Raw genomic sequence first — 19,090 nt, forward strand, 5'->3', positions numbered from 1 at the left:
GATTAGATAAGATGGTTGATCTTATTCATCTTTTAGTAGAGAAACAATAAGTGCTTCCATTTTTAAAGGAGATGTGATTGGTGCAAATCTTTTTACAGGTTTACCATGTCTGTCTATTACAAATTTTGAAAAATTCCATTTGATTTTATTTGTAATGAAACCAGGAAGTGCGTCTTTTAGATAATTAAACAACGAGTGTGCATTGGGACCATTAACCTCTATTTTTGAAAACATTGGAAAGCTTACTCCATAATTAACAAGACACCCTTCTGAAATATCTTTATCCGTACCAGGTTCCTGCTGGCCGAATTGATTACAAGGAAATCCTAAAATAACCAGGCCATCTTCTTTGTATTTTTTGTATAGCTCCTCTAACTGAGCATACTGAGGGGTAAAACCACATTTACTAGCTGTATTTACAACTACAACAACCTTATTCTTGTACAGATCCATGCAAATCTCTTTACCCTTTAAAGAGAGAGCACTAAATGAATAAAATATCTTTTCCATACTTACATATCGCTTACAATACAAATATGCAAATAAACATATCGCATGCGATCATTATTAAGCAAAAAAAGATTTACAAAACACAATTTATGCTAACAACACGCAAAATAACAAACTTAACCCTTACATTTTTGGTTAAAGGATCAAGGACAAAAGAGATGAAACAAGCAACATGGATTAAATATCTTAAGATTGTGTTACCGATATTATTTATCGGGTATCTTGCATGCATCATATCTTTTACCCATGTACACATTGTAAATGGAGTAACTATAGTCCATTCACATCCCTATAATAAACAAACCAATCCTCCTTCTGATCACCAACATACAGGTCAGCAGTTGCAGCTTTATCAACAGTTTTCATCCATCCAGGCTGAAGGAGATATTTATTGTTCAATTCAGCTTACACCTACCTATGTAAATGAAACTATACTATTGTTTCCTTCCGTAAACAATATGTTTATTCTTTCTCCTACGGATGCATTTAATCTGAGAGCCCCTCCCTCTAATTTATAACTAGTTTTGCCGATCACCCTGTTTCTGAAAGTATAATTATTCAGACAGATTAAACTTGTCGAATGCATATTGAACATATCATATATGTTCTTATATGATTAAGTTGATTGGTGTATTGGTTTTACAAACAAGACGACTTATCAATTATTTACAACAGGTATTCAAACAATATTCAAATTTAATAGAATATTAATGGTTTGTAACGGGCATAGAGAATCCGCTAAGTAAGAGGCAATCTCGTGCAAGAAGTTATATCCCATAAACTAAATACAATTCATATGAAACATTATATAGTTATATTATTTTGCATCATAATTACACACATAAATGCTAAAAACATTGATCCGGAATATAATAAGTCGGATGCAAACATATTCGGACATGTGGTAGATAAAAAGACCAACGAGCACATACCATATATCAATATTGTTATAAAAGGCACAACCATTGGAACAACGACAGACGCTTCAGGGCATTATCTTTTGAAAAATTTGCCGGAAGGAGAATTTACATTGGAGGTTAAAGCTTTAGGTTATAAAGCGGTTTCGAAAGAGATTGCACTGAAAAAAGGTAAAACCATGGAAGTAAATTTCGAAATTGAAGAAGATCACATTGCTTTAGATGGTGTAGTTGTTTCTGCAAACAGAAGTGAAACATCCAGACGAACGGCACCATCATTGGTGAATATATTAGATGGGAAAGCCTTTACTGTAACAAACTCTCCCACATTAGCACAAGGGCTTAATTTTCAACCAGGGCTACGTGTCGAAAATAATTGCCAGAATTGTGGATTTACCCAAGTACGAATAAATGGATTAGATGGAGCTTATTCGCAGATACTGATTGATTCCAGACCTGTATTTAGTGCCCTATCCGGGGTTTATGGATTGGAACAGGTACCAGCAAACATGATTGAACGCGTAGAGGTAATGCGCGGAGGAGGTTCTGCTCTGTTTGGATCATCTGCAATTGCAGGTACAATTAATATTATTACAAAGGAGCCTTTACGTAACAGTGGAGAAATAAATCATACAATTCAATCGATTGGCGGGAGTTCTTCGATTGATAACAATACCTCAGTTAATGCTTCTCTTGTGACAGACAATCGGAAACTGGGTTTATATTTATATGGTCAGAATCGGAATCGAGATGGATATGATCACGACGGGGATGGTTTTACAGAAGTTCCCAAATTAAAAGCTCAGACGATTGGTTTACGATCGTATCTTAAAACCGGAACCTATTCAAAATTATCGTTCGAATATCATCACATGGAAGAATTCAGGCGTGGAGGTGATCTATTGGATCGACCAGCACATGAAGCGTTTATTGCAGAACAATTAGAACATTCTATTGATGGAGGCGGAATAAAGTTCGATCTTTTCTCGAGTAATTACAAACATAGGTTTAATATCTACACTTCGATTCAAAATGTGGTGAGGGATAGTTACTACGGCGTTGGTCAGGACCCCAATGCATATGGCTATACAACAGGTTTAACATGGATTAGCGGGTCACAATATGCAGTGAGTTTTGACAGGATGCTCTTTTTACCGGCCGATCTTACCGCAGGCGTCGAATACAATTATGACAGGTTAAAGGATCAAATGACAGGTTACAATCGCTATACCGATCAAAAAGTTGAAATAGTAAGTGCTTATCTTCAAAATGAGTGGAAAAACAATCAATGGAGTTTCTTATTGGGTGCCAGAATGGATAAACATAGTCTTATTAATCACGCAGTATTTAGTCCGAGGTTGAATATTCGCTATAATCCGGTTGAAGACATCAATGTCAGAGCCAGCTATTCCGAAGGATTCAGGGCACCACAGGCATTTGATGAAGACTTACATATTGAGTCTGTCGGAAGTGGATTAATGTCAACCGTTCGAAATGCTGAAGGATTGAAAGAAGAACGTTCGCGCAGTATAAGTACATCCATCGATTATTATCACCGGTTTGGAAATGGAATCCAGGTTTATCTATTGGTAGAAGGATTTTACACGAATCTCAAAAATGTTTTTGTTTTGGAAGAGGTTGGTTTGGACAGCAATGGTCTATTAATCAAAGAACGGCAGAACGGATCGGGAGCACGGGTCAAAGGAATGGTATTTGAAGTCAGGTCTGTATTGAACTCATGGTTGCAAATGCAAGGAGGAATCACCTGGCAGCAAAGCCACTATAAAAAACCCGAACAATGGAGTACAGATCCGACAGTAAAAGCCGAGAAACAAATGTTCCGTACACCAAATTCTTATGGATATCTCACTTCCACAATAACACCCATAAAGCATTTTTCTGCCTCCATCTCAGGCACCTACACAGGAAGCATGTTGGTGCAACATCATATAGGATCGGGTGTTAATAAAGATGTAGCAGTTAATACCCCTGACTTTGTAGATGTAAATTTAAAATTAAGTTACGAGTTTCCATTATACGACGAAGTTAAACTAGAATTAAGTGGAGGAATCCAAAATTTGTTTAACGCCTACCAAAAAGATTTTGATAAAGGTAAAGACCGGGATTCCGGATATATATACGGGCCGTCATTGCCTCGCAGTTATTTTGGGGGGATTAAGCTTCTATTTTAACTACTCCGGTTATATAGAAAGAGGTCTGTTCTACCCTCCTTCTATATAACCTATTTTTCTTGTTTCAATAAGATAATTGATGTGCCTTTTGGATTTTAGAACTTTTAATCCGATTTGATCTTTGTGAATCATAGGCCGCCTGGACCTGATCAAGAACACGGAAAAAATTCTTACCCCATATCTTCTCAATATCGTCTTCATTGTATCCCCTTTGAAGAAGAGCAATCGTAATATTAATCATATCATTGGCTCCGTTAATTCTGGCTATACCGGCACCTCCGTCAAAATCAGATCCAATACCAACATGGTCAATACCTGCAATTTTTATAGCATGCTCAATATGATCTATATATTGATTGAATGTTGCCTTATCCTTACTTACATTTATATAGCTGGCAAACGGACAAACCTGTATGACTCCTCCTTTGTCCGCCAGGGCCTTTAACTGTAAATCAGAAAGGTTACGATCATGGTTACAAAGAGTACGGGTTGCTGAATGTGTTGCAACTACAGGCTGTTTAGATGTGTGGATTACATCCCAAAAAGTACTATCACTGGCATGTGAAATATCTATTAGAATTCCCAAGCGATTCATCTCCTTTACTACTTGACTACCAAATGGACTTAATCCACCCCACTCCTTTTCAATCTTACGATTTGAAGTATCACAGATATCATTATTTTTTGTATGACACAACGTCATATAAGTTACCCCCATAGATTTAAATAGAGATAAATATTTCAGATCTTTTCCAATTCCATATCCATTTTCAATTCCAATAAAAATAGCCTTTTTACCATCCTCTTTCAGAAGCTGTGCCTCTTTAGCTGTTCTCGAAATTCCACAAACCTCAGTATTCATATTTACTTGTTTATAAATTCCGTTGATGAGATTTGTTACAGCTGATACTGCTTTTTCGGATGACTCAACATCCCGGTTTCCCTGACTTATAAATGCTGCAAAAAAGATGGCATCTAAATATCCTTCTTTCATCTTTGGAATATTTATCTGATTCGTATCACGTTTCCCCATATTAAAATTTGAACGACGAAACCAAAGAGGCGTATCACAATGAGTGTCGACCGATAATATACGCTGGTGAATTGATCTGGCCTTTCTGTAATATCCAGCCTGTGTTATTAAATACTGAAAAATCTTACCCATGATTGTATCGCCACCATCAACCATTGCTTCCGGGTGCCATTGAACTGCAAGCATAGGTCGGCCATCAGTCGTTTCAATTGATTCTACAATCCCATCGGACGCATAGGCCCCGATCTTAAAACCGGAGGCAAGCCCCTTGACTGACTGGTGGTGAAAAGAGTTTACCACAATCTGGCTATCCCGACCTATGATATTACTTAGTAAAGACGAGGACAATACATCAATCGAATGGGTTCCTGAGGATTTGGGTGCTGATTGTAAATGTTTCACAGAAGAGGGATGCTGGGTAGGAATATCCTGATAGAGGCTCCCTCCAAAAGCCACATTCATGAGTTGCTCACCACGACAAATACCTAAAATGGGCATATTCCGATTTGAAGCCAGTTGAATTAACATCAAATCGTATACATCTCTTATGGAATCTACGGTTCCTATCTGCTCAATCGGGTATTCATTATATAAATGCGGCCGGATGTCCTCACCACCTGTCATTATAAGTCCGTCAACATTCTCTAATAAAATTCGGACAGTTTTGGCATCTGTCATCAGAGGAATGATGACTGGCAATCCGCCGGCCTTTAATATAGCATTCACATAGGTACCAGATACACTGCTTCCCCTATCACCATATTGGGAAGAAGAAAGAGCAATTAGGGGGATACTATGTTCAGAATTAGGAGACATAACAGAGTAAGACTCATCGCAAAGATTTTTTATATGCTTCAAGTCAGAGCATTGCGCAACGCTTTTTTCAATGCATGAAAAAAACATAAGAGAGGCAAATACTAGAATCACTTTTCTCATACAAACAGGTATTTATTTGTAAGACCAAATTACATTGTTTGTTTCATTTATCACCCATAAAAATCAAAATCCATTCGCAGGATTATACTTCTCAAGCGATAAATTACTGTTTAATTTTACAAAAATACATTATCAAAACGTAAATGAGTATAATTATGTTTCAATTATAATATATTGAGTCTTTTTTTGAATAAACAATCCCTATTTTTGCAGCAAATTAAAATAAACAGATATGATAACCTATTTATTGATAGCCGCTACAATACTAGTATCTTACCTTTGCTTCAAAGACCATTCATTATTTAAAAAACTTTCTTTTATTCCTTATCGCGTTGTAAAGAACAATGAATGGTACAGACTTATTACACATGGCTTTGTACATGCCGACTATACCCATTTATTGGTTAACATGTTTACATTTTGGTCGTTCGGAACATATATGGAGCAGGTTTTCGCGGTAAATGGATTTGGCTGGATTGCATATCTTGCACTTTACTTCGGAGGTATGGTAATAGCATCTGTTTACGATATAATTAAAGAGAAGAGGAACCCTAACTTTATATCCATCGGTGCATCGGGTGCAGTTTCTGCAGTTTTGTTTACATCGATCTTTTTTAATCCGTGGGGGAAAATACTTTTTTTTGCTGTTCTGCCAATTCCTGGCATTATCTTTGGATTTATTTATCTTGCTTATTGCCAGTATATGGCTAAACAATCTGGAGATCATATAAATCACAATGCTCATTTCTACGGAGCGGTTTATGGGTTCGTGTTTCCTTTACTGCTAAACCCCGGACTAATACATAGCTTCTTAGCACATTTTTCTTTTTAATCGGTATTGACAATTCTTAATTCATAGAGTATAGTGATGAAAATAAAAATTATAGTTCTGTTTCTTTTAGTTTCTGTTTTTGGACATGGACAGAATACAAAATATGTAAATCTATTTATGGGAACATCTGGCGACAACGGGCAGTTAAGTCCGGCCGCAACGGTTCCTTTTGGGATGATAGCTGTTGGTCCGGACAGTAATCCCAGAACTCATGCGGGATACGATTATGCTATTGATAAAATTTCAGGGGTATCTATCAACCGGCTGTCTGGTGTAGGGTGTAGTGGTTGCGGAGGTAATCTGAGTGTCCGTACTTCGGCTCCGGATCAAGAGTTACACATTATTAAAAGCACAGAAAAAGCGACACCCGGATATTATGAAGTCACTTTTAACAACGGTGTAAAAGGATCTTTCACAGCTACAAACAATATGGCTGTCCAACAGTACGGCTTCGGAAAAGATGCTGACCGATCGATATGGATTAACTTTGCCTCTTCATTTGAAGGGATGGTTGATTGTGAATTTAAATTAAAATCCAATCATGAAATTATCGGGTATATACAAGCACGGAATACTTGTGGTCACGGAATGTATAAACTCTATTTTTACCTGTCATCCAATGAATCTTTTTCGATTGTAAAGGGAAAGGATAAAAGTTATGAAGCAGAACTTCGTTTTGAGAAAAGTGAAAATCCGTTAGAGCTACGTATTGCTGTGTCTCCACTGGATGCTGCAACAGCTAACCTGGAAGCAAAACAAAGTGAATCATTATCCTTCAAACAGCTCAAACTGCAGGCAAATAATCTCTGGGAGAACAAATTAAATAAAATAAATCTAAAGGGAGGAAGCAACGATGACAGGGTGATTTTTTATACTTCACTCTACCGTATCTATATGAGTCCGGCAGATGTTACCACCAACGACCACCGTTATCTGGGATCAGATGGCCAGATTTATAAAGCAGATGGCTGGCGATATTTTAGCTCGTGGTCAATTTGGGATACATTTCGCAGTAAATTCCCTTTGCTTGTTATTACAGAGCCTACATTAATGCGGGATATATGCCGCTCATTACTATCACTATATCGCACCGGCAAAAAAAATTGGTCAACAGTTTCTGAATCAACCCCCACTGTACGTACTGAACATGCATCTATATTGCTGCTTGATGCATATCGCAAAGGAATTCGTGATCTAGACTTTGCAATAGGATATGAAGGTATGAAAAAAGAGGCAGACGAGCTACCAATGGCATCTCCAGACCAAAAGTTGGAATCGGCATACGATCTTTGGGCATTATCCCAAATTGCAGGTATAATGGGTAATAGCTCCGACGAAAAAAAATACCGGGAACAATCGGAGAAATTATTTGAAGACACATGGACAAGGGAGTTCATGCAAATCACCCCTGCATTTGAAGTAATGAAAAATAATGGACTATATCAAGGTACGCGTTGGCAATATCGTTGGGCTGCCCCCCAGTATATAGACCAAATGATACGTTGGGTAGGCAAGGACACTCTTAGCAATCAGCTCTCATACTTTTTCGAAAAAAACTTGTACAATCAAGGAAATGAACCGGACATTCATGTTCCTTTTTTATTCAATAGATTTGGGAAACCGGAATCTTCCCAACAACTGGTTCGTAATCTGCTTACTAAAGAAATGACTCATCGTTATGGTGGCAATTCAGAATTTAAGATTCCTTACGTTGGAAGAGCCTTTAAAAATCATCCTGAAGGTTATAGTCCGGAAATGGACGAGGACGATGGAACGATGAGTGCCTGGTATATATTTGCCTCAGCGGGATTTTATCCCCTCCTGGTGGGAGGAGACAGTTATGAATTAGTTTCTCCGATTTTTGACAGGATATCCATCGACATGGGTAACGGAAAGACATTTGAGATAAAAACAAAGGGACGTAAAACAGCCGAAGATATAATCAAGCGAATTACAATGAACGGCAAGGTAGTTTCAAATTATTCCATATCTCATGGGGAGATGCTAAAAGGAGGAACTTTATTATTTCAGTACTAATCATCCAACAAACATTTATTTATATGATTTTATCATATAAATAAGTTTCAGTAATATTACGATCATTTTTATATAATATAAAACGGATAACATTCAGCCGTATGCTCTGAATGTTATCCGTTAAATTCAAAGATATTTAATAAATATATTATCTAAAATAACAACAAAGCAGTAAGGCACAAAGCAAACAGCAGTACATTTCTTCCGGTATAAGCCAATGTAACATTCAATGCTTTTCCTTCAAGAGAACATAATTCTCGCCATGTTTGGTAAAACATCACAAAAAAGATTCCAAACAATGCCACTATCCATGCTGCACTCTGCATTATTAATGGAATGACCAATAAGATTGGCACAACTCCATTGAACAGATAAAACCAACGGCCGAATCTCCTGCCAAACAACACAATAGTAGTACGCTTGTTAACCTCCTTATCTTGAAAATAGTCACGATAATTATTAACTATTAAAATATTAACAGAAAGAAGCCCCATGGCAACAGACAATATCAATGTCAACAAGGTAATACTACCTGCTTGTACAAAATAAGTGAAAACAACCGGAACTATACCATAGAATAATAATACACAAATATCACCAAGACCATTGTATGCTAAAGGAAACGGGCCAGCCGAATAAGCCAATACACATACTGCAATTGCAATTCCTACCGGAAGAAGCACCCAGCCTCCATAAAACAATAGCAATAATCCGCACAAACAAGCGAGTCCCAAAGTAATAAACGTAGCTATAAGCATTGTTTTAGGTGCAATCCATCCAGAGGCCACTGCACGTTCGGGGCCTAAGCGATCTTCTTTATCCGCCCCTTTCTTATAATCGAAATAGTCGTTTGCAAAGTTACTGGCAATCTGCGACAGTAAGGCGACCATAAGACAAATTACTGCAGGAGCCATTTCAAAGGCACCATCACGATAGGCCAATGCCGATCCAACCAAAACAGGACTCAAAGAAGCTGGCAATGTCTTGGGACGGGCTGCTTCTATCCAAGCTTGTATAGGAGTTTTATTCATTTCATAAAATTATATCCAATGCATCTGACGCAAAACCGGTCTTGCTGCGGGCCTCTTCTACCGAAGCACCACGAGCAAGTAAAACAGCCATACGCCGGTGACCGTGAACTTCCGGCTTACCGAAAAATCTCATTTGTGTATCGGGCTGGCTTAATACCTGATCCAAATTACCAAGTTGCAATTGATTGCTATCTCCTTCAACTACAATAGCACGTGAAGCTGATGGTCCGTGAAAAGTAATATTTGGAATAGGTAATCCAAGTACCGCACGAGCGTGAAGGGCAAACTGTGACTGATCCTGCGAAATCATAGTTACCATCCCTGTATCATGGGGTCGAGGAGATACTTCACTAAAAATCACATCGTCTCCTTTTATAAACAATTCTACGCCAAAAATACCTCTTCCTCCCAAAGCATCCGTAATTTTACGGGCAATTTCGCGAGCCTTTTCTTTAGCAGAAGAAGTCATTTGCTGGGGTTGCCATGATTCACGATAATCTCCATCCACCTGAATATGACCAATTGGCTCACAGAAAGAGGTTCCATTGATATGACGAACTGTCAGTTGTGTAATTTCATAATCAAAATCGACAAAACCTTCAACAATCACTTTGCCTGCTCCGGCACGACCACCTTCCTGGGCATAATCCCACGAATGTTGTATATCTTCTTCTTTACGGATAACACTTTGTCCATGACCAGACGAGCTCATAATCGGTTTAACAACACATGGCATGCCAATCGTTTTAACAGCCTCCGAAAATTCTTCGAAATCACTGGCAAAACGATAGGGTGAAGTAGGAATATTCAACTCCTCTGCTGCGAGACGTCTAATTCCCTCTCTATTCATCGTTAGATAAGTGGCTTTTGCTGTAGGTATAACATGGTATCCCTCTTTCTCAAGCTCCATTAACGTAGTAGTCGCTATAGCTTCCACCTCCGGAACAATATAGTCGGGTTTTTCTTTTTCAATAATCTCTCTCAAACGGGCACCGTCAAGCATTGAAACTACATATGAGCGATGAGCCACCTGCATGGCCGGTGCATTGGGGTATTTATCCAAGGCAATTACTTCTACTCCGTAGCGTTGCAATTCAATTACAAATTCTTTACCAAGTTCTCCTGATCCGCAAAGTACTACCTTTGTCGCACAAGGGGACAGAGGGGTGCCTATCTTTACCATAATGTCAATATATTAAATTTTATGCAAAAGTACCTGTTAATCTAAAATTGTGCAACCCGAAAGAAGAAAAACTTATTTAAATCCCTATATTTGCAACATGAAAAAATTGTTTTATCTGATATTACTTTTCTGTGGCATATTCTTGCTGAACCCGGATCAATTCGGGTCCGGTAATGACAAGTTTGCTGCATCAAATAATGAAGTAGTAAAAGAAATAAACGATTATTCAGACATACAAGATCGCATCATGACTCTCAAAAGCGATCTAAGCACTTCAACTTGTTTAACTCCACGAACAGTTCAGCTTACACCTTCTTTTTTATGCGAACGAATTACCCGCCTGGCTGAGAAGATCCTTCAGGATGTCCGGATCAAGGAAGAAAATTTATTACGCAAAACCTCTGAAGGAGTAGCGCTGACCGAATCGTTGCTAGTTTCTGCCTTGCGTTCCAGTGCAGGATATCATGTATTTGCACTGCGAAAGATTATTATTTAGATCGTTAATATTCATATGTTTTTTATTTGTGTGTGAAAAAAATTCATACACAAAATATATATGCTCTATGTAAACTATTCCTGAATGGAGCAAATTTATGATTACTAACTATTTAAATATCAAAGTTATGGCGACAAATAATTCATCAAAATTCAAAACATATTTATACGTAGCTCTTACAATTCTTGGCTGTATTCTGGCTTGTTCATCAATTATCCCGAATGTATATTTGAAACTGGTTGTTGTAATGGCATCCTTAATTATAGGTATATATGGCATCTCAAAGAGCTTGAGCAAATCTGAGTCAAAAGAATCCAGCGAAAGTAAATAAATAGATATAAAAACATATTAATTCATACTAAAATGAAAATAAACAAAGACTTGATTGATGCCGTGCTGATGCTTTCTGTTATAGGCCTGGTATTGGTAGGCACATCAGAATTTAACGATGAAACTGCAAAAAACATCACGATGATCGCTTTAGGTATTTCTGCAGTCACCACACTTGTATTAAGACTTATTGGAGGAATTAAAGAATCCGGAAAAAGCGGTCATTCTCATTAAGATAAAGCTCCTTTAATTTCAAGGAAAAGGGCTGTTGATATAAATCAACAGCCCTTTTATGTTATTATTAGAATAACACATTATTAAACACTGCTTTGTTTTTTAAACAAAGACGCGCACGAAGTCCATTAATACGAATCGTATCACCAAACTATTTTATTTTTTCCGTATATAGGTTACAAACGTATATGGATAAGCATGCTTTTCATCTGCAGGAAAGTCCTGACGTTCCGTTTCTATCCATTCACTATAATCTATTTCTGGAAAAAATGTATCAGCGTCTTCAAAAGTATGATGCACAAGGGTCAGGTACATTTTGTCGGCAATTTTAAGTGCCTGCCGATAAACCATCGCCCCTCCTATCATAAATACTTCATCTTCGTTTTCACAAAGATTCAATGCGTCATGCATAGATTCGCATGCAAAACTATCCATAAAAATAGCTTCCGGTAAAGTGGTAAGAACTACATTCTTGCGTTTAGGTAATGCCCCGTTAGGCAAAGATTCGAATGTTTTACGTCCCATCACAACAGCATGGCCTGTAGTCAAACTCTTAAATCGTTTCATGTCGTAAGGCAAACTCCATAACAATTGCTGATTCTTTCCAATTGCATTATTATCTGCAATCGCTGCTATAATTGAAATCGTACTCATAATATAGAATATTAATGTATCACCAGATTCAAACGGACACTTCTCCCTTAATATGCGGATGTGGGTCGTATCCTACTAATTCAAAATCCTCAAACTTAAAATCAAAAATACTATCCACTTCCGGATTTAACATCATCCGAGGCAATTTACGAGGCTCTCTTGTGAGCTGTAATTTTACCTGCTCGAGATGATTGCTATATATGTGTGCATCGCCCAAAGTATGGACAAAGTCGCCAGCCTGTAAGCCGGTAACCTGCGCCATCATCTGAAGCAACAAGGCATAAGATGCAATATTAAAGGGAACTCCTAAGAAAATATCAGCACTGCGCTGATAGAGCTGCAAGCTTAATTTACCATTGGCAACATAGAACTGAAAAAAAGCATGACAGGGAGGCAGATTCATGTTTTCAAGATCGCCGACATTCCACGCGCTAACAATTATTCTCCTTGAATCAGGATTGTGTTTAATTGCATGTACAGCTTCACTTATCTGATCTATAGCCCCTCCTTTATAATCGGGCCACGAACGCCACTGATATCCATAAATATGACCTAAATCACCATTGGAGTCAGCCCATTCATTCCATATGCGAACACCATGATCCTGCAGATATTTTGCATTTGTATCCCCTTTAAGGAACCAAAGTAATTCATAAATAATGGATTTCAGATGCGTTTTTTTGGTAGTCAGTAAAGGAAATCCTTCCGACATATCAAATCTCATCTGATGACCAAACACACTCAAAGTTCCGGTACCTGTCCGGTCTTCTTTCTTAACTCCTTCAGCTAAAACCCTTTCCAGCAATGATAAATACTGTTTCATGTCGTAAAATATAGTCCAGGCTGGCAAATGTACAAAAGTTATATGACTCTGCAAACGAAAATATTTAAATAGTTTTTAGATAAGACATTAACTTTTTGTTATTCAAAGCATATAATTTATGATAAAAGTATACCTTTGCAAGGATTGTTTAATTATTAAAAAAAAGTCCTATTGAGATGAAAAAACTTTTTATTACAGCTCTTGCTGCATGTACACTGTTTGCATGTACACAAAAAAAAGAAGAGGCCACACTTTCCGGTCTTTTAAAGTCGAATTTCGTTTCTGAAGTAGAAGGTAAACCTACTGCATTATACGTGCTGAAAAACAAAAATGGTTTAGAAGCTTGTATCACCAACTATGGGGGCAGAATGGTATCATTGATGGCTCCGGATAAAAACGGAAAGATGACTGATGTAGTCCTTGGATACGACAGCATATCCGACTACTTGAAATCCGATGGTAATTTTGGAGCCTTGATCGGTCGCTACGGAAATAGAATCGCCCAGGGTAAATTCTCGTTAGACAGTGTAGAATACCAACTTCCTCAAAACAACAACGGTCATTGTTTACATGGTGGACCAGAAGGTTATCATACCAGACTTTGGGATGCAAAACAGTTAAACGACCAGACACTGGAACTTACCTATCTATCTAAAGATGGCGAGGCAGGATTTCCTGGTAACCTGCAAATAAAAGTTACATATACCCTGACTGACGACAATGCCATCGAACTGGCATATGAAGCAGAAACAGATAAGCCAACGGTAGTTAACTTGACAAACCATAGTTATTTCAACTTATCTGGTGTACCGGGTTCTACAATTCTTGACCACGACATCATGATTAATGCCGACACCTATACTCCGGTGGACAGCTTGTTGATTCCTACAGGTGAAACACCGTCTGTTGAAGGTACTCCCATGGATCTGCGCAACCCTATTGCTATTGGTGCACAGATAGACTCAACATTCGAGCAATTGGTTAAAGGTCGTGGCTATGACCATAACTGGATCTTAAACTCTAAAGGAGATATTAATGTATTGGCAGCCAAAGCCACCAGTCCGACTAGCGGAATATCGCTTGAAGTTTATACTTCAGAACCTGGGGTGCAATTCTATACCGGCAACTTTATGACAGGTGAAGACAAAGGTAAAGGTGGTACTGTTTACCCTCATCGCGGTGCTTTCTGCCTTGAAACACAACACTATCCGGATAGCCCTAATCAGCCGGCCTTCCCCTCGACTGTACTCAGACCAGGTGAAAAATACACTAGCAAATGTATTTATAAACTGGTAGTAAATAAGTAAACAATCGAGTAGGAGGAAAACAAAAGTAGTTTTCTTCCTACTTTTGTTTTCCGACCTCTCACACCACCGTACATGCCGTTCGGCATACGGCGGTTCTTTAATTACGATGCAGACGGCGATATAATCTCATTATTTGTGGATAACCTGCTCGGTCTAGACTCTCATCTGTAATTGCCCGATGCAGCACCCAGCTGTTGGCTATGTGCCAGTATCCTTTACGGGTATTAGCCCATTGCCAAGCCTGATGTTTGTTTATACCACATTTCTGGAGATTATGTGACTTCGTGCTGATTTTCTTCCAACTCTTCCATATATACGTCCTTAGCCTGCGACGATACCAACCATCCGTCTTTTGGATAAATCGGTTCATGTCTGCTAAACTGTAGTAAGTTAGCCAGACTCGTATGTATTGTGACAATCGTTGCTTTAGCCATGCATATCCTTTTCCATTGTTTCGTTTGGTTATTTGTTTGAGCGTGCGTTTGAACTTTTCTTGACTTGTACGGTGGGTGCATAGACCGCACTTGCCTTTGGACCTTCAGTAGAATGAGTAGCCGAGGTATTTCTTGCCTCGAAGATCTCCAATGATGGTCTTTTCCATATTCACTTTAAGGAAGAGTTTCTTCTCTAAATAGGTGGATATACTGTCTCGTACTCGCTCTGTGGCACGCTTGCTTTTAACCAAAATCAGACAGTCGTCTGCGTAGCGGACAAATGGATGACCTCGGCGAGATAACTCTTTATCAAGCTCATTCAGCAAGATATTGCTTAGAATCGGGCTTAACGGACCCCCTTGAGGAACCCCCTCCTCGGTTGATTCATACTTATGAGCAACCATTACGCCCGCTTTGAGATAGTGATGGATAAGTGAAATTACCCGTCCATCCTTGATTGTACGTGACAACACCTCTATAAGCTTGCTATGGTTTACTGTATCGAAGAATCGCTCCAAGTCTAGGTTTATGCAGTAATGATACCCATTGTCAGCATACTCCTGCACCCGCTTCAGCGCATCGTGGGCGCTGCGGTTTGGGCGGAAGCCAAAACTGTTGTCATTGAACTCTCGTTCGTATATCGGTATCAACACTTGGCTTATAGCCTGTTGGATGAACCGGTCAACAACCGTAGGGATACCGAGTTGACGTGCCTTGCCGTTGTCCTTGGGGATATCGACACGACGGACCGGATTGGGCCGGTACTTACCCTTTAGTAGCTGCTCTATCAATTAGGATAAGTTCCAACAAATTGGTTGTGCCTGTCTGCACTTCCACTAGGTTCTCACCTATTATCCACATAAAAGTCTGCGCTCCATCATACCCTTCGGATTCCGTCCTATTCATCTGATGGCAGCCAACAGATTCTGTTGTTTGCTGCATTGTTTCTTCCATTTGGTAATAATGTAATAATTCCAGTTTAATTAAAGTTCAGTCCTTCACCAGGTTGTCGATGTTTTTTTTTCCTTGCCCGGCTACTATGACCTCTGCTGACTTCTCACGGTTCGTTGTTACTGCTCGGATGACCTCGCCCGTGAGATCTCCCCAGTTATGGACGTATTCTTTCAATCTTATACCTGCTTGATTTACTCCAAGTGTTCCGAACAGCTATCGGACTTTGTTTTGTATTGCAAACTAATCCACACTCGTGAGCCTTGGTATCAAGTTTCTGTTCGTCAGGCCAGATCTTTGCCGAAGACTTCCTTCAGATTACACCTCGCGATGAACACCCTTGTCGTTGGCTGGACGCTTCCCGCTGTTAGGGCGCGTTGGGGACTTACACCCGTTAGAATACGTTCGTGCTGGGCGAACAATAAAATAGGCGGAGTATCCAAATCGGAACTCCGCCTATTTTTATCTGCTTTGCAATAGATTATTACAATGTCTTCTCTATTTTCTCCATTAATTCGGTAAATTCCTTATCGGTATATCCTTTACCTGCATAAAGTACTTTTCCATCTTTACCAATTAAGTAAGTACGGGGAATTAAATTCTTTGCAAAAGCCCCGAAAATAGCCCTGTTCTTATCAGGATACAATGGAAATGTAAATCCTTTCTTTTCGTTGTAGGTAGCCAATTCCTTATCTGAATGCTCCCGGCCAATTACCAACATCTCAAATTTATTATTGTCTTTGTACTTGGGCCATAATGTTTGTTGCACCGAAGCAAGTTCCTTCTGACAAGGAGGACACCACGTAGCAAAAAAATTGATCAGTATTACTTTCCCTTTAAACTTATCCGAACTAATTACCTCGCCATTATCCGAAACAATAGAAAACGCAGGCATTTTATCTCCCACCTTTACCAGGTCATCATTGGGACTTTGTGCTTTTGCTCCAATAAAAGTAAGGGCTAGGATTGCCGTCAAAAAAAGATTCTTCATATTCAGTTTTTATTATATTTAGCATGCTGCAAATATACATTAATCTTGCAAACGAAAATCCAAATTATATAACTTCCTAAATTTATCGGCTTCTTTCATTATCTTTGTAACTCATTTAATGAAAAAATATGATCGACCAACCTACAATAGATAGAATCCTGGATGCTGCAAATATAGTTGACGTAGTATCCGAATTCGTTACCCTCAGGCGACGGGGAGTTAATTATGTAGGCTTATGTCCGTTCCACTCAGATAAAACTCCCTCATTTTACGTTTCACCTTCAAAAAACATTTGCAAATGTTTTGCTTGTGGCGAAGGAGGCACTGCTGTGCACTTTATAATGAAGCACGAGCAGGTGAGCTACTTTGACGCTCTGAGGGTGCTTGCAAAAAAATACAATATTGAAATACAGGAGCGAGAACTTACCGAAGCCGAAAAGCAGGTAAAGAACGATCGCGAGAGTATGCTGATTGTAAACAGTTTCGCTCAAAAGTATTTTTCTTCCATGCTTCACGAACATATGGAAGGTAAAAGTATTGGCTTGAGATATTTTGTTGAAAGAGGTTTCAGGGAAGATATTATACGAAAGTTTCAGCTGGGATATAGCCTGGAACAACGAGACGCCCTTTATCAGGAAGCAACCAGGAGTGGTTATAGAAAAGAATTTCTGGAAAAGACCGGACTGATCATCACCTACGACAATGGAGGGGTGGCCGACCGTTTTCGCGGACGCGTAATCTTTCCGGTTCACACATTGAGTGGCAAAGTGGTGGCTTTTGGAGGGAGAATTCTAAAAAAAGACGAGAAGACTGCTAAATACGTTAATTCTCCCGAAAGCGAAATCTACCATAAAAGCAACGAGCTGTATGGTATTTATTTTGCCAAACAGGCTATTGTTAAAGCCGACCGCTGTTTTTTAGTTGAAGGATATACCGATGTGGTATCTATGCACCAGGCAGGTATTGAGAATGTAGTCGCATCTTCAGGCACAGCTCTTACGCCCGGACAGATCAGGCTGATTCATCGCTTTACAAACAACATAACAGTATTATATGACGGAGATGCTGCAGGTATCAAAGCAGCTCTTCGCGGTATTGACCTGTTACTGGAGGAGGGAATGAATATCAAAGTGGTTCTTTTACCGGACGGAGAAGATCCCGACTCGTTTGCACGAAAACAAAACGCCAGTCAGTTTACCGAATTTATTCAACGGAATGAGACTGATTTCATCCGGTTTAAAACGCAATTACTGCTGGATGATGCAGCGGGCGACCCTATAAAACGATCGAATCTTATCTCAGATATTGTTCGCTCTGTTGCCATTATTCCAAATGAAATTGCGCGCTCTGTGTATATACGGGAATGTAGTTCTATGTTGGAAATAGACGAACGGGTGCTGTTGAATGAAATAGTAAAGATAGTCCGTGCTAAAAATGAAAAGCAGGCAGGTGTGGCTCCGGTACAAGAGGTTCCGGCAACCCCAGTACCAGACTATCCTCCTTTACCCGAATATATGGACGAAGGAATGCCTTTTGAAGCTCCCCCATTCCCTCCCGAGGGATATCTTCCGGAAGAGGCTGTTATTCAGGCCGGGCAACAAACCCATCAACCCTCCCTGCGCAGGCCTTCTCCCTATGAAGTGTACGAACTGGCATTGCTTCGTTATGTTGTTAGGTACGGCGAATCTGTTTTATACGATTATACTGATACTGAAACACAACAAAATATAGTTATAAAAGTAGCGGAATTTATTAAACACAGCTTGGAGGAAGACGATCTTACCTTCTTGAATCCGATGTACAGACAAATGTTGGAATCTGCTGCCGCGATGTGTCCTTCATCCGGATTTGTATCTTCGCGTTACTTTTTAAGTCACTCCAACCCCGATGTAAGTAAGTTGGCAGCCAATTTGTTAAGCGATAAATATCAGCTTAGTAAATATCACACCAAATACAGAGAGATTGAAGAGGAAAAAGACAGACTTGAATCGTTTGTATTAAGGGATTTGTATGCTTTGAAAGATGCTTACATAATAAACCGGATAAAGGATACACAGCAAAAGCTGAAAGAGGCGCAGAAAGAAAAAAATATGGATAAGTCGATCGAGCTTATGAAAGAATTATCAAATCTGAATGCCATTAAAAGTGCGTTAGCAAAAGAATTAGGTGAAAGAATCATACTAAAAATGTAAAAACAAT

General features: G+C 39.1%; 16 protein-coding genes and 1 pseudogene. 9 read left to right on the forward strand and 8 right to left on the reverse strand.

Going from position 1 to position 19,090, the window contains the following annotated elements; all coding sequences use genetic code 11:
• Positions 1-21: 21 nt before the first annotated feature.
• Entirely contained in the window at positions 22-510 is a 489-nt protein-coding gene (locus F5613_RS02365; RefSeq protein ID WP_179398537.1) for a glutathione peroxidase, read from the reverse strand.
• Between the two features lie 158 nt (positions 511-668).
• Here F5613_RS02365 and F5613_RS02370 point away from each other — a divergent pair, with 158 nt between their 5' ends.
• Both F5613_RS02370 and F5613_RS02375 read left to right on the forward strand, forming a co-directional pair.
• Positions 669-1,028 carry a hypothetical protein gene (locus tag F5613_RS02370; protein ID WP_179398202.1) on the forward strand — a complete coding sequence of 120 codons (360 nt, stop codon included), beginning with the start codon at positions 669-671 and terminating at the stop codon, positions 1,026-1,028.
• A gap of 278 nt (positions 1,029-1,306) precedes the next feature.
• A complete protein-coding gene (locus F5613_RS02375; protein ID WP_179398538.1) occupies positions 1,307-3,619 on the forward strand; it encodes a TonB-dependent receptor in 2,313 nt (770 codons plus the stop codon).
• 64 nt (positions 3,620-3,683) lie between these two features.
• Here F5613_RS02375 and F5613_RS02380 read toward each other — a convergent pair whose 3' ends face one another.
• A complete protein-coding gene (locus F5613_RS02380) occupies positions 3,684-5,588 on the reverse strand; it encodes a membrane dipeptidase (RefSeq protein WP_246303318.1) in 1,905 nt (634 codons plus the stop codon).
• Between the two features lie 232 nt (positions 5,589-5,820).
• Here F5613_RS02380 and F5613_RS02385 point away from each other — a divergent pair, with 232 nt between their 5' ends.
• Together F5613_RS02385 and F5613_RS02390 are read left to right on the forward strand one after the other, a co-directional pair.
• Positions 5,821-6,420, forward strand: coding sequence for a rhomboid family intramembrane serine protease (locus tag F5613_RS02385; RefSeq protein ID WP_179398539.1), 600 nt, complete (start codon positions 5,821-5,823; stop codon positions 6,418-6,420).
• Positions 6,421-6,456: 36 nt separating this feature from the next.
• Positions 6,457-8,457: a glycoside hydrolase domain-containing protein gene (locus F5613_RS02390; RefSeq protein WP_179398540.1), complete on the forward strand. Its 2,001-nt coding sequence runs from the start codon at positions 6,457-6,459 to the stop codon at positions 8,455-8,457.
• Positions 8,458-8,609: 152 nt separating this feature from the next.
• Here the strand turns inward: F5613_RS02390 and F5613_RS02395 are convergent, their stop codons facing one another.
• Together F5613_RS02395 and purT are read right to left on the reverse strand one after the other, a co-directional pair.
• A complete protein-coding gene (locus tag F5613_RS02395) occupies positions 8,610-9,488 on the reverse strand; it encodes a 1,4-dihydroxy-2-naphthoate polyprenyltransferase (RefSeq protein ID WP_179398541.1) in 879 nt (292 codons plus the stop codon).
• 1 nt (position 9,489) lies between these two features.
• On the reverse strand, positions 9,490-10,671 hold the full coding sequence (gene purT / locus F5613_RS02400) for a formate-dependent phosphoribosylglycinamide formyltransferase (RefSeq protein ID WP_079684357.1): 1,182 nt from the start codon (positions 10,669-10,671) through the stop codon (positions 9,490-9,492).
• A 97-nt stretch (positions 10,672-10,768) separates the two neighbouring features.
• On the opposite strand from purT, the gene F5613_RS02405 reads away from it, so the two are divergent.
• Both F5613_RS02405 and F5613_RS02410 read left to right on the forward strand, forming a co-directional pair.
• Complete coding sequence (locus tag F5613_RS02405) at positions 10,769-11,167, forward strand: hypothetical protein (protein ID WP_179398542.1); 399 nt, start codon at positions 10,769-10,771, stop codon at positions 11,165-11,167.
• A gap of 363 nt (positions 11,168-11,530) precedes the next feature.
• Positions 11,531-11,731: a hypothetical protein gene (locus F5613_RS02410; RefSeq protein WP_079684359.1), complete on the forward strand. Its 201-nt coding sequence runs from the start codon at positions 11,531-11,533 to the stop codon at positions 11,729-11,731.
• A 156-nt stretch (positions 11,732-11,887) separates the two neighbouring features.
• On the opposite strand, the gene F5613_RS02415 is transcribed toward F5613_RS02410, so the two are convergent.
• Positions 11,888-12,385 (reverse strand): dihydrofolate reductase, encoded by a 498-nt coding sequence (locus F5613_RS02415; protein ID WP_179398543.1) that lies wholly within the window; start codon positions 12,383-12,385, stop codon positions 11,888-11,890.
• Between the two features lie 28 nt (positions 12,386-12,413).
• Positions 12,414-13,208, reverse strand: a complete 795-nt coding sequence (locus F5613_RS02420; RefSeq protein WP_179398544.1) for a thymidylate synthase — start codon at positions 13,206-13,208, stop codon at positions 12,414-12,416.
• Positions 13,209-13,384: 176 nt separating this feature from the next.
• Between F5613_RS02420 and F5613_RS02425 the strand changes: the two genes are divergently transcribed.
• Positions 13,385-14,515, forward strand: coding sequence for an aldose epimerase family protein (locus F5613_RS02425; protein WP_179398545.1), 1,131 nt, complete (start codon positions 13,385-13,387; stop codon positions 14,513-14,515).
• Between the two features lie 97 nt (positions 14,516-14,612).
• Here F5613_RS02425 and ltrA read toward each other — a convergent pair.
• Positions 14,613-15,903 (reverse strand): annotated as a pseudogene (gene ltrA, locus F5613_RS02430) (group II intron reverse transcriptase/maturase).
• Positions 15,904-16,059: 156 nt separating this feature from the next.
• Between ltrA and F5613_RS02435 the strand changes: the two are divergent.
• On the forward strand, positions 16,060-16,380 hold the full coding sequence (locus F5613_RS02435) for a hypothetical protein (RefSeq protein WP_179398546.1): 321 nt from the start codon (positions 16,060-16,062) through the stop codon (positions 16,378-16,380).
• Between the two features lie 4 nt (positions 16,381-16,384).
• Here F5613_RS02435 and F5613_RS02440 read toward each other — a convergent pair whose 3' ends face one another.
• Positions 16,385-16,891, reverse strand: coding sequence for a TlpA family protein disulfide reductase (locus tag F5613_RS02440; RefSeq protein ID WP_068187274.1), 507 nt, complete (start codon positions 16,889-16,891; stop codon positions 16,385-16,387).
• 128 nt (positions 16,892-17,019) lie between these two features.
• Here F5613_RS02440 and dnaG point away from each other — a divergent pair, with 128 nt between their 5' ends.
• Positions 17,020-19,083 carry a DNA primase gene (gene dnaG / locus F5613_RS02445; RefSeq protein WP_179398547.1) on the forward strand — a complete coding sequence of 688 codons (2,064 nt, stop codon included), beginning with the start codon at positions 17,020-17,022 and terminating at the stop codon, positions 19,081-19,083.
• The last annotated feature ends 7 nt before the right edge of the window (positions 19,084-19,090 follow it).

Source organism: Macellibacteroides fermentans (assembly GCF_013409575.1).
Lineage (GTDB): Bacteria > Bacteroidota > Bacteroidia > Bacteroidales > Tannerellaceae > Macellibacteroides > Macellibacteroides fermentans.